Source organism: Bradyrhizobium sp., from assembly GCF_017881085.1.
Lineage (GTDB): Bacteria > Pseudomonadota > Alphaproteobacteria > Rhizobiales > Xanthobacteraceae > Bradyrhizobium.
Genome location: NZ_JADGRI010000166.1, coordinates 1 through 11,488, shown reverse-complemented (window position 1 = coordinate 11,488; position 11,488 = coordinate 1). Strand labels below are relative to the sequence as shown.

The following is an 11,488-nucleotide window of genomic DNA, read 5'->3' as shown; positions in this document are numbered from 1 at the left end:
CCGAACCAGCAGCAGGATGAATTCATTCCGTGGCTGATCAAGAACTTCGGCAAGAAGTTCTCGATGATCGGGTCGAATTACATCTACCCGAAGGAAGAGAACAACTACTGCCGTAAGCTGCTTGAGAAATACGGCGCCGAAGTGGTTAACGAGGAATACGTGCCGCTCGGCCATTCCGAGTTCTCGTCGGTCATCAACAAGTTCCGCCAGCAGCAGCCGAACGTCATCTTCTCGACGGTGGTCGGAGACTCGGTGGTCGCGCTGCATCGCCAGTACAAGGCCGCCGGCCTCGATCCTGCCAAGATGCCGATGGCGAGCCTGACCACTTCGGAAAACGAAATCGCCGCCATGGGTGGCGAGGCCGCTGCCGGCCACTTCACCTCGGCGCCGTATTTCGAAGTCTACAAGTCGCCGGAGAACGAGAAGTTCGTCGCCGCCTACAAGAAGCGTTGGGGCGCCGACAAGGTCACCCATTTCGTGTCCGAGGCCTGTTACTTCCAGACCTACATGTTCAAGCAGGCGGTCGAGAAGATCGGCAAGGGCGATATTACGCCGAATACGATCCGCGAAGCCGTCAAGGGAGTCGAGTTGATCGCACCGCAGGGCAAGGTCCGCCTCGATGGCGAGAACTTGCACACCTGGTTGTGGCCGAAGATCGCTCAGGCCAAGTCCAACGGCCAATTCGAAATCATCGTCCAAGCCAAGGATTGGCTGAGGCCCGATCCCTACGCCGCCTATCCGAACCAGGTCTGCACGGAAAAAGGCCTGGTCGAAAAGAAGGTCTGATTAGCCTTGCGCGTCCGGGCGGCGAGTCGGCCGCCCGGCGCTTCGGCCATTGCGGGAAATTGTAATGCAAATCGTCTTCGAACAGGTCCTGACCGGGCTCAGCATTGGATCGATCCTGCTGCTCGCGGCGCTGGGCCTCTCGATCATCTACGGCACGATCGGGGTGATCAATCTGGCTCACGGCGAGTTCATCATGCTCGGCGCCTACGCCGCCTGGGCGTTGAAGACGTACGTCGGGGTATCCTTGTTGCCGGGTCTGGTGCTGATTTTTCTCGGCGTCGGACTGTTCGGCTGGCTGGTCGAGCGCATCCTGCTGCGTCGGCTGTACCAGCAACCGCTCGATACCATTCTGGCGACCTGGGGTATCGGCGTGGTGTTGCAGCAGGTCATTCGGCTCACCGCCGGCGGCGATCTGCGCTATGTCGAGCTACCGCCATCGATGGCCGGCAGCGTGTCGATCCTTGGGGTCGAGACTTCCGCCTATCGCATCTTCATCTTCGTGGTCGCCGCGCTATTGTTCCTGATCAGCTGGTTCATCATCTACCGCACGACCTTCGGGCTAAAGCTGCGCGCGGTCGTGCAGGACCGCGGCGTGGCGTCCTCCTTCGGCATCAATGCCGATCGGGTCTATTCGGCGACCTTCGCCTATGGCACGGGCCTGGCCGGGCTTGCCGGCGCGATCATCTCGCCGCTGAAAAGCGTGTCGCCCGAAATGGGCACCGGCTACGTCGTCGATGCATTCATGGTCGTCGTGCTCGGCGGTGTGCAGAGCCTGTTCGGCACGGTGATCAGCGCCTTCTCGCTCGGCGAGGTTACAGGCGTGATCGCATTCCTTCAGAACGACACCATCGCCAAGGCGATTGTGCTGATCCTGATCATCAGCGTCATTCGGTTTCGGCCCCAAGGTCTGTTCGTCGCAAAGGTGCGCGCATGAGCACGCCTCGTCCGTCACGTTCGCGGCAGCGCGCAACGGGTTTCTGGCAGCCTGAACTGATCGGCATCGTCGTCCTGATCGCGGCGATGTATCTGATGCCCTATGTGCTCGTCGACGATTTCCTGATCAGCAAATACAGCCGCTATCTGGTATTTGGCTTGCTGGCGATGGCCCTGTCTCTGTCCTGGGGCTATGGCGGCATCCTGAACCTCGGCCAGGCACTACCATTCGGTCTCGGCTCCTACTGCATGGCCATGGCTCTCAAGCTCCGAACCATTCCGGTTCAGACCGGCGCCGGAGGCCTGCCGGACTTCATGGTCTGGAACAATGTCCAGCAACTGCCCTGGTTCTGGGCGCCATTCTATTCGATGACCTTCGCGATCATCGCCGGCATCGTGGTGCCGTCGGCGCTGATGGCGGCGCTCGGCTGGTTCATGTTCCGCGGGAGGGTCACCGGCGTATTCGTGGCGATCACGACGCTGGCCATGCTGGTCGTCGTCAACCTGCTGATCATCGACCAGCAGCAATATACCGGCGGCTTCAACGGCATCACCGATCTGGCGCAGTTGACCATCGGCGGCATCGTGTTCGACGCGTACAACCGCACCACATTCTATTTGATCGCCACCGTCTGCAGTGTCGCCCTCTTGTCCGGCTACGTGCTCTCTCGCACCAAATTCGGCCTGATCCTGCAGGCCATTCGCGACCAGGAAGGCCGTGTGCAGTATTTCGGCTATGACGTCGCCGCCTACAAGATCACGGTGATGGCGATCTCGGCGGCGGTGGCCGGTCTAGCCGGCATGCTCTACACGATCGTGATGGAATTTGCGTCGCCGACATTCCTCAATGTGCCTCTCAGCCTGTCGGTGGTGATCTGGTGTGCCGTCGGCGGCCGCGGCAGCCTGCCCGGAGCCTTTTTCGGCGCGGTGCTGGTCACCGGCGTGCAGGGCGCGCTGTCGGAATCTAAGACCTTTCTCGACACGTGGACCTTGGTCATGGGCGTCCTGTTCGTGCTGGTCGTTCTGTTCCTGCCGTCCGGCCTCGCCGGCCTGATCAGCCAATTGTTGGCGAAGATCTGGCCTGCCAGCGATCATCACCGCGACGAGACGATCGATATGAAATCGAACCGTCCGGAGGAGATCGCATGAGCACCCATCTGGTCGTGCGCGATCTGGCCGTCAGCTTCAACGGCTTCATGGCCGTCAGCGGGCTCGACCTGACCATCAGCAAGGGTGAACTGCGCTGCCTGATCGGGCCGAACGGCGCCGGCAAGACCACCTGTCTCGATCTGATCTGTGGCAAGGTCAAGCCGACCGCCGGCTCGATCCTCTTCAAAGGCAAACATCTTGAGACGCTTGAGGAGTATGCGATCGCACGCTCCGGCGTCGGCCGCAAATTTCAAGTACCGAGCGTGTTCCGGGAACTGACCGTGCGCCAGAATCTGGAAGTCGCCTACTGCCAAAGCCCGGGCGTGTGGGCCAATCTCACGCGCGCGCCCCAGAACGACGACACCGCCGGGCTGGAAGACCTTTGCGCATTCGTCGGTCTCATCGACCGAATGGAGGCGCCCGCCGCACATTTATCTCACGGCCAAACCCAGTGGCTGGAGATCGCGCTATTGATGGCGCAGAACGCCGAACTGATCCTGATGGACGAGCCGACCGCCGGCATGACCGTCCAGGAAACTCGCAAGACCGCGGAAATTTTCAACCGGCTGAAGGGTCGGCACACGCTGATCGTGGTTGAGCACGACATGGGCTTCGTCAAGGAAATCGGCGATTCGATTTCGGTCATGCATCAAGGCAAGTTGCTCGCGGAAGGCAGCGTCAGCGACGTCGAGGCCAACCCTCTGGTGCGAGAAGCCTATCTTGGTTCGGGGGGCTTCGCTCATGCTTGAGATCGACAATCTCAGCGCGTTCTACGGCAATAGCCGCGCCTTGCAGAATGTTACGCTGGAGGTCGCCGATGCCGGCTTCCTCAGCGTGCTCGGGCGCAACGGCGTCGGCAAGACCGCGTTGCTGCGCGCGATCGTCGGGCTGATGGACAGGACGGAAGGCAGCATCCGGCTCGACGGCGAGGAAATTGCGGCGACCCCGACCCATGACCGGGTCAGGCACGGCATTGGCTATGTGCCGCAGGGCAGGGGCATTCTGCCGCAATTCACCGTGCGCGAGAACCTGAAACTTGGCACTTTCGCCCGCCGCGACCCCGGCCACGCCGGCGTGCTCGAGGACAAGGTTTTCGACCTGTTCCCGGTGCTGAAGGAACTCCTCAATCGCCGTGGTGGCAATCTGTCGGGCGGCCAACAGCAGCAACTCGCCATCGCCCGCGCGATGCTGACCGATCCTAAAATTGTCCTGCTCGATGAGCCGACCGAGGGAATTCAGCCCAACATCGTCGAGCAGATCGAGGACGTGATCATGCGGCTTAACGACGAGCACGGCATCACGGTCATCCTCGTCGAACAGGATGTGAACTTCGCCCGGCGTGCCTCACGATCCTTCGTGATCATCGAAAAAGGCCACGTCGCGGCGTCCGGACCGATCGATACGCTAACCGACGACCTTGTCCATCGTCACATGGCCGTTTGATCGGCAACACTCGAACCAACCACAACAGGAGGCCATTTCCATGCTCCATGGTGACATTTCCAGCAGCAATGACACGGTCGGCGTCGCCGTCGTGAACTACAAGATGCCTCGTCTCCATACCAAGGCCGAGGTATTGGCCAATGCCAAAAAGATCGCCGACATGGTTGTCGGCATGAAGTCCGGCCTGCCGGGGATGGATCTCGTGATCTTCCCGGAATATTCGACCCACGGGATCATGTACGACTCCAAGGAGATGTACGAGACGGCCTCGGTCGTACCCGGCGAAGAGACGGAGATTTTCGCGGAAGCCTGTCGCAAGGCGAAGGTCTGGGGCGTTTTCTCGCTCACTGGCGAACGCCACGAGGAGCATCCGAAGAAGGCGCCCTACAACACGCTCATCCTGATGAACGACAAGGGCGAGGTGGTGCAGAAGTATCGCAAGATCATGCCGTGGGTGCCGATCGAAGGCTGGTATCCGGGCAACTGCACCTACGTTTCCGAAGGGCCCAAAGGCCTCAAGGTTTCGCTGATCATCTGCGACGACGGCAACTACCCCGAGATCTGGCGCGACTGCGCCATGAAAGGCGCGGAACTGATCGTTCGCTGTCAGGGCTACATGTACCCGGCCAAGGACCAGCAGGTCATCATGGCAAAGGCGATGGCCTGGGCGAACAATGTCTATGTGGCGGTCGCCAACGCCGCCGGCTTCGACGGCGTCTACTCCTATTTCGGCCACTCCGCGATCATCGGCTTTGACGGCCGTACGCTTGGTGAATGCGGCGAGGAAGATTACGGCATCCAGTACGCGCAGCTTTCGAAGATGCTGATCCGCGACGCTCGCAAGAACGGCCAGTCGGAAAACCATCTCTTCAAGCTGGTGCACCGCGGCTACACCGGCATGATCAATTCCGGCGAAGGCGACCGCGGCGTCGCGGCGTGTCCTTACGAGTTCTACAACAAATGGATCGCCGATCCCGAAGGCACCCGCGAAATGGTCGAGGGTTTCACCCGCAAGACCGTGGGAACGGATGAGGCTCCGATCGAGGGCATTCCCAACAAGGTGGCCGCCCATCGCTAGGCCGAACCCGGAACTCCACGCCGGCGCGTCGCCGCCGGCGTGGATATCTCGCAAGAAGCATAACCGCACGTTTGGCGTGAAAGGGGTGGGCAGCGATGCTGCGCATCGATCGTGTCTTGGGCAGTCGCCTGGAAGCCGCGTTCTCGGAGGAAATTCACCGCCTGGAACATAGCGGCGCGGTTGATGTGGTTAACATCCCGGTCGCCGATTTGGCGCGCCGCCGGCTGCTGGCAACGACGCGCGGGGGCGAAGAACTGGCCATCGCCCTGCCGCGTCACCAGAAGCTGTTCGACGGCGCCGTGCTCTTGATCGATAGCAAGCGCGCGATCGTGGTTCGCGCGGCCACCGAGCGCTGGATGCGCCTCGAGCCGCGCTCGATCGGGGACGCGGTCGAACTAGGGTACCAGGCCGGAAATCTTCACTGGCGCGTCCGTTTCGAGGGCGAGGCTCTGTTTGTCGCGCTTGAAGGCCAGCCAGAAGACTACATTGCCCGTCTCGGTGAAATGATTTCCGCGCGCCGCGTCAGTGTGAGCATTTTGGACGAAGAGCAGCGCGATTCCGCGGCGGATGGAGCGCTTGGCGCGATCTAGCGCCGCGCCAGCCGGAAGTAGAGTTCGGACAGCCGCGCCGGCAGATCCTCGACGCGCGGCACCAGCATGGTATTGCCGCGCCCGAAAATTCGAACCGCCGAATTCATCGCGTGCGAGCCCAGCACGACGCCGAATCCGTCGATGCCGCGCGCCCGCAATCCGACGGCGGCCCTTCGCGCGTCCTCGACGAGATCGAGCGGGTCGGCGACGTCGACGTCGGACGGCTCGCCGTCGGTCAGGACGATGACGAGTTTCCGGAAGCTGCGGGCGTGACTGATCAACTCGCCGGCGTGACGGAGCGCGGTACCGAGCCGTGTCGACAAGCCTGACGACAGCGCGGCCAGCCGCCCGACGCAGGCGCGGTCATAGGGTTCATCGAAGGCTTTGACGGTGGTCATCTCGACATCGTCGCGCCCGTTCGAGGCGAACGCCAGCATGCTGAAGGGATCGCCGAGCGCGCTCATGGCCTCCGCGAGAACCGCGACCGCCAGACGCTCGACTTCGAGAATGGAGACGCCGGAGGCGAGGCGATCGCGCGTCGATTCCGAAATGTCGAGCAGCAGCAGGACCGCCAGATCGCGGTGCTTCGAGGTGGTCGAGCGAAATACCCGGGGGTCGGGCTCCTGGCCGAGGCGCAGCGCTATCCCTGTGTCGATCACGGCATCGAGGTCGAGATCATGACCGTCGAGCTGGCGCTTCAGCCGGATCGTGCGTCCGACGCGGACGCCGCGCACCAGCCGCCGGATCCGGTTGCGCAGGACATCGGCGCGGTCGAGGGCTTCTTCCACAAGGCGCGGATTGCCGGGCCGGGCAGGAATCTCACGCACCGTCGTCCATTCCGGACGTTCAACGCCATGCGCGCGATCCCATTCGGGATATTTCGCGATCACCACACCGCGCTGATCCGCCGCGACCGGCCGCGCGCGGCCGGCGCTGCCTTTATCTTCATCTTCGCGCAGATCTGGACGCAGTTCCTGATCCGGCTTCTCCTGCTGCTCGAGGCGCACGGCATCGACGGCCAGATCGAGCGGTTCACCGGAGGAGGGCGCGTCCTCGCCAAAATCCCAGAGGCCGAGCCCGTCGTCGCGATAGACCGGCTCGACAACGTAAGTCTTGGCGTTGAACTGAATCCGCATCTGCCCGAGATCGTTGCCCAGCAACATGCCGACCTCGCGGCTGATCGCCGGATCCTGCAGACGTGGAAGTGCTGCGTCGAACATCGCGCGCCCCTTGGCGACAAAACTGTCGTCGTCCTCGTAGGTGGGATCGAACAGAGCCCGCGCCAGCCGGGCGAGCAGGGTCGGGGCCGTGGCGACGCCGGCCGGCATGGCGACATGGTAGGGCGACCAAAGCTTGCGCAATCCCGGCAGCTGGCGCATCGCCAGCAACTCGATGCGGGCGTCCTCGATCAAGGTGACGAGCGCGACCTGAAGCGGCTTCAGCTTGGCCACCGGGAACCTGGCGCCACCGAACACGAGATGGGCCTGGGCGTGCGCCGCCGCGGCCCGGTACAGCGCGTAGGCGGCCTCGCCCTGTACGCCGCGATATATCTCCGGCAGCCGGATCAGCGGCCCCGCGATTCCGGCACGGCGTTGCGGCGTCTGACCGGTGTCGCCTGCAAAACTGCGCAACAACGGTGGCCGGCCCCACAAGGAGGTCACGAAGGCTTTGGTCTGGCGCTCGGTTTCGGCGAAGCCAATGCCGGCGGTCGCGCGCTCCACCAGACGTCGCGCCAGTTCATCCTGCAGCGTGAAAAACTTCAGCCGCTTGCGTCCGTCGCCGGCCGCCAGTTTCAAGCCGGCTGCAACAAAACTCTCGAAGGTATTGATATCGCCCGCCGAAAGGATCTCGCCCATCCGCGCCGCCGCCGCCTCCACCGATTCCGGCGCCTGCGACGCGAGATCGTCCATGATGCGCCACCAGCGCGCCAGGCTCGCGCCGGTGCCCAGAAAGCGGCGTGCGATCGCGACGGCCACGAGCGTAGCGGCGGCCGCCCGCGCACCGGCGTTGCGGCAGATATTGGCCGCGGTGTGTGCGGCGACGATCAGCGAGGCGATGCCTTCTTCGGTCGGCTGGTTTCGGCTGCCCTCCCAGAAAGCGACCAGGCAGGAAGGACCGGCGTTGACATCGGCGAGCGCCAGCACGCCCGCCGCCCAGCCCTCGAGTTCGTCGGCATCGAAGCGCGCTGCAAGATCGTCCCAGGCGGTGCGGAACAGCGGCCGCAGCGCCTCGCGCTGCCTCATCAGCAAATGGACGCGGCGGACGGCGCCATCCGGCTTGGCCGAAATGACGCGCAACGACCCCGATGGGACGGCCGCGCTCACGGGATACAGGCCTCGATCGCCGCGCTGAGCGCTTCGCGGATGTCCTGATTGTCGGTGATCGGCAGCACGATGCTCGAGCGGACCGCGGCTTCAAGCGGCAGGCCGGCGCGCACCAGCCGTCCGGCATGGATCAGCATCCGGGTCGAGGCGCCTTCGTCGAGGCCGTGGCCCTGAAGATTGCGGGACCGTTCCGCGATGGCGACGAGGGTACCGGCCAGTTCGACGTCGGTCCCGGCCTCGCGCGCGACAATCGCGGCTTCGACGGCCGGCGAGGGATAGTCGAAATCGATCGCGAGGAAGCGCTGCTTGGTCGATTCCTTCAGATCCTTCACCGCGCTCTGATAGCCGGGGTTGTAGGAGATCGTCAGCTGGAAATCGGCGTGGGCCGCCACGATCTCGTTGTGCTTTTCCAGCGGCAGGATCCGCCGTGCATCCGTCAACGGATGGATCACGACGGTTGTATCTTGCCGCGCCTCGACGATTTCATCGAGATAGCAGATCGCGCCATACCTGACGGCCATCGTCAGCGGGCCGTCGTGCCAGACGGTGCCGCCCGGCTCCAGGAGATAGCGGCCGGCAAGGTCGGATGCCGTCATGTCTTCATGCGCGGCGACGGTGATCAGGGGCTTGGCCAGACGCCATGCCATGTGTTCCACAAATCGGGTTTTGCCGCACCCGGTCGGCCCCTTCAGCATGACGGGCAGACGCTCGGAAAAGGCGGCCTCAAACACCGCGATCTCGTCGCCGACGGGCTGATAATAGGGCTCGGACTGAATTCGGTAGGCATCGAGGTTCATGCGCATCTCCACGGGGCTTGTGCGTGGGGAGACCGCCTGTCGATGTGAAGACCTCCGCCCCTCCGCGAGTGGGGTTCGGCAAGCATCGCCATATGGCGCGCCACAGCCTCGGAGCGCGCAGTCAGGCGTTCCATGAAACGCCTCGGAAGTCATTAGACTGCTAATCCCGGCTTTGTACAAGCGACATGTGAATCGGGGGGACCGCAAAGCGCCGCATTAAACGGCGTCTTTTCGCGGGCGCGCGGGTGCTTGACTCGTCGATAGCCATCCTCTTCTCTTCGCGGATCGACCGGCCTGGCGCGGTTGCAAAAAAGAAAGAAAAGAAAATTGGGAGTCGAACGAAAGATATCGCCAACGCACGAGGCGCCTTATCGCGGCTTGCGCGTTCTCGATTTCGGGCAGGGTATCGCATCGCCCTACTGCGCCATGCTGCTCGGTGTTTACGGGGCCGAAGTCGTCAAGGTCGAACCGCCGGAAGGCGACTGGTCGCGTTATCTGGGAACGACCCACGGAAACCATACGGCGCTATCCGCCGTCTACAACCGCGGCAAGCGCAGCCTGTGCCTCGATCTGAAGCACCGTGATGGGATCGCGATCGCCAAGCGGCTGGCCCGGGATTGCGACGTGCTCATCGAGGGATTCCGGCCCGGCGTCGCCGCCCGGCTGGGACTTGGCTATGACGATCTCGCCCGTGACAATCCCGGGCTCATCTACCTCTCGGTGTCGGGCTTCGGGCAACAGGGTCCTTACGCGAAGCGCCCGGGCTCGGATTCGGTGGCGCAGGCGTTTTCCGGCCTGGTGTCGGTCAACGTCGGCAACGACAAGACGCCGCACCGGGTTGGCACGACCATCTCCGACGTTGCCACCGGGGTCTACGCATTCCAGGCCATCGCCACCGCGCTGTTCGCGCGCGCGACCGTGGGCGCCGGCCGCTGGATCGACGTCAGCCTGACGCAGTCGACGGCTGCCTTGCTGGGTCACAAGGTCGCCGAATATGTCCTGGAGGGCGGCGCTCCGCGCGCGCTCAACGTGCCGGCGGGCTCCTATCAAACCACAGATGGCTGGCTGATGGTCACGCTGGTGAACGAACCGCAATACAAGCGCCTCTGCGCGGCGATCGGGCGCGAGGATCTGGCCGGCGATCCGCGGTTTTCGGACTTTGCCAGGCGCGCGGATTCGGCGGATGCGCTGATCCCGCAGATGCGCGACGTGTTCCTGACCCAGTCGAGCGAAGCCTGGCTTGAGAGGCTGCATGCGGCGGACATCATCGCCGAGCGGATCCTCACTCCCGGCGACTGGCTGCACAATGCTCACGTCGAAGCGACCAAGGCCGCGGTCTGCCAGGATACGCCCGGCGTTGGTCCGGTCTACGCGCCGCGCACGCCGGGCATGATGGGGCTTTCGGAGGACCAGCTCTGCCCGGCGCCGGATATCGGCGCAGACAGCCGCGCGGTGCTCCTTGACGCGGGGTTCGAGCCCAATGCCATCGACGATTTGATAAAGACCGGCGCCGTGCGCACCCCGGTACGCTAGGCGCAACCGCTGACATCAAACGATCAATCGACAGCAACAAACACCTGGAAAGGGGGAGCCATGGCGGGGTTATATTTCGAGGAGTTCGAGGTGGGCCGGGAATTTCATCATGAATTCAGCCGGACCGTCACCGAGATGGACAATACGATGTTCAGCCTGCTGACGATGAACCCGCAGCCGCTGCATATCGACGCGCATTTCTCGGAAACCACCGAATTCGGCCAGCGGCTGTTCAACAGCCTCTACACCCTCGGGATCATGATCGGGATGAGCGTCTACGACACCACGCTTGGCACCACGATCGGCAATCTCGGCATGACCGACGTCAAGTTTCCGAAGCCGGTATTTCACGGTGATACGCTGAAGGCGCATACCAGGATCATCTCCAAGCGCATCAGCAAATCGCGCCCGACGCAAGGAATCGTCGAGTTCGAGCACACGGCGACCAACCAGCGCGGCGAGGTGGTCGCAAGCTGCCGGCGCACCGGGCTGATGCACTGCAAACCGCCAGCGAAGGTGTGAGGCGATGCGATCATTCCTGTTCGTTCCCGGCGACAGCGTTCGCAAATTCGAGAGCGCGAAGAAGACCGCCGCCGACGCCCTGATCCTCGATCTCGAGGATTCGATCGCGCCGGATCAGAAGGTGGTCGCGCGCGGCGTCACCCGCGAGATGCTCGATGCACGCAACCCGAACCAGAGGATGTACATTCGCGTCAACGCGCTCGATACCGGCCTGACGCTCGGCGACCTGGCCGCTGTCATGCCGGGCTGCCCCGACGGCATCGTGTTGCCGAAATGCGCCGGCGCTGCCGACGTCAATCACCTGGCCCTGTACCTCGATGCGTTCGAGGCTGC

At 63.3% G+C, this 11,488-nt stretch carries 12 protein-coding genes; 10 read left to right on the top strand and 2 right to left on the bottom strand.

Going from position 1 to position 11,488, the window contains the following annotated elements; translation table 11 throughout:
* The 7 genes from QZ213_RS16505 to ureE form a co-directional block, all read left to right on the top strand.
* A partial coding sequence (locus QZ213_RS16505; protein ID WP_291687161.1) for a transporter substrate-binding protein occupies positions 1–786 on the top strand: 786 nt, incomplete at its 5' end.
* A 64-nt stretch (positions 787–850) separates the two neighbouring features.
* A complete protein-coding gene (urtB, locus tag QZ213_RS16500) occupies positions 851–1,720 on the top strand; it encodes an urea ABC transporter permease subunit UrtB (RefSeq protein ID WP_291687160.1) in 870 nt (289 codons plus the stop codon).
* Complete coding sequence (urtC, locus tag QZ213_RS16495) at positions 1,717–2,868, top strand: urea ABC transporter permease subunit UrtC (RefSeq protein WP_291687159.1); 1,152 nt, start codon at positions 1,717–1,719, stop codon at positions 2,866–2,868. Before urtB ends, urtC begins: the two co-directional genes overlap by 4 nt.
* Complete coding sequence (urtD, locus tag QZ213_RS16490) at positions 2,865–3,617, top strand: urea ABC transporter ATP-binding protein UrtD (RefSeq protein ID WP_291687158.1); 753 nt, start codon at positions 2,865–2,867, stop codon at positions 3,615–3,617. The genes urtC and urtD overlap by 4 nt, the downstream gene beginning before the upstream one ends.
* On the top strand, positions 3,610–4,311 hold the full coding sequence (gene urtE / locus QZ213_RS16485; RefSeq protein WP_291687157.1) for an urea ABC transporter ATP-binding subunit UrtE: 702 nt from the start codon (positions 3,610–3,612) through the stop codon (positions 4,309–4,311). Before urtD ends, urtE begins: the two co-directional genes overlap by 8 nt.
* A 40-nt stretch (positions 4,312–4,351) precedes the next feature.
* Positions 4,352–5,389, top strand: coding sequence for an aliphatic amidase (locus QZ213_RS16480; protein ID WP_291687156.1), 1,038 nt, complete (start codon positions 4,352–4,354; stop codon positions 5,387–5,389).
* A 95-nt stretch (positions 5,390–5,484) separates the two neighbouring features.
* Positions 5,485–5,979, top strand: a complete 495-nt coding sequence (ureE, locus tag QZ213_RS16475) for an urease accessory protein UreE (RefSeq protein WP_291687155.1) — start codon at positions 5,485–5,487, stop codon at positions 5,977–5,979.
* Here ureE and QZ213_RS16470 read toward each other — a convergent pair.
* A complete protein-coding gene (locus QZ213_RS16470) occupies positions 5,976–8,303 on the bottom strand; it encodes a VWA domain-containing protein (RefSeq protein ID WP_291687154.1) in 2,328 nt (775 codons plus the stop codon). The genes ureE and QZ213_RS16470 overlap by 4 nt on opposite strands.
* Positions 8,300–9,100, bottom strand: coding sequence for a CbbQ/NirQ/NorQ/GpvN family protein (locus QZ213_RS16465; RefSeq protein WP_291687153.1), 801 nt, complete (start codon positions 9,098–9,100; stop codon positions 8,300–8,302). The genes QZ213_RS16470 and QZ213_RS16465 overlap by 4 nt, the downstream gene beginning before the upstream one ends.
* 327 nt (positions 9,101–9,427) lie before the next feature.
* On the opposite strand from QZ213_RS16465, the gene QZ213_RS16460 reads away from it, so the two are divergent.
* From QZ213_RS16460 to QZ213_RS16450, 3 genes are all read left to right on the top strand, one after another.
* Positions 9,428–10,633: a CoA transferase gene (locus tag QZ213_RS16460; RefSeq protein ID WP_291687152.1), complete on the top strand. Its 1,206-nt coding sequence runs from the start codon at positions 9,428–9,430 to the stop codon at positions 10,631–10,633.
* A gap of 60 nt (positions 10,634–10,693) precedes the next feature.
* Positions 10,694–11,155 carry a MaoC family dehydratase gene (locus QZ213_RS16455; protein WP_291687151.1) on the top strand — a complete coding sequence of 154 codons (462 nt, stop codon included), beginning with the start codon at positions 10,694–10,696 and terminating at the stop codon, positions 11,153–11,155.
* 4 nt (positions 11,156–11,159) lie between these two features.
* On the top strand, positions 11,160–11,488 hold a 329-nt coding region (locus QZ213_RS16450; protein ID WP_291687150.1), incomplete at its 3' end, for an aldolase/citrate lyase family protein.

What these genes read in the sequence shown, in the direction of transcription:
- urtB (WP_291687160.1), top strand. Translation starts at nt 851, where the DNA reads ATGCAAATCGTCTTCGAACAGGTCCTGACCGGGCTCAGCATTGGATCG.
- urtC (WP_291687159.1), top strand. Translation starts at nt 1,717, where the DNA reads ATGAGCACGCCTCGTCCGTCACGTTCGCGGCAGCGCGCAACGGGTTTC.
- urtD (WP_291687158.1), top strand. Translation starts at nt 2,865, where the DNA reads ATGAGCACCCATCTGGTCGTGCGCGATCTGGCCGTCAGCTTCAACGGC.
- urtE (WP_291687157.1), top strand. Translation starts at nt 3,610, where the DNA reads ATGCTTGAGATCGACAATCTCAGCGCGTTCTACGGCAATAGCCGCGCC.
- QZ213_RS16480 (WP_291687156.1), top strand. Translation starts at nt 4,352, where the DNA reads ATGCTCCATGGTGACATTTCCAGCAGCAATGACACGGTCGGCGTCGCC.
- ureE (WP_291687155.1), top strand. Translation starts at nt 5,485, where the DNA reads ATGCTGCGCATCGATCGTGTCTTGGGCAGTCGCCTGGAAGCCGCGTTC.
- QZ213_RS16465 (WP_291687153.1), bottom strand. Translation starts at nt 9,100, where the DNA reads ATGAACCTCGATGCCTACCGAATTCAGTCCGAGCCCTATTATCAGCCC.
- QZ213_RS16455 (WP_291687151.1), top strand. Translation starts at nt 10,694, where the DNA reads ATGGCGGGGTTATATTTCGAGGAGTTCGAGGTGGGCCGGGAATTTCAT.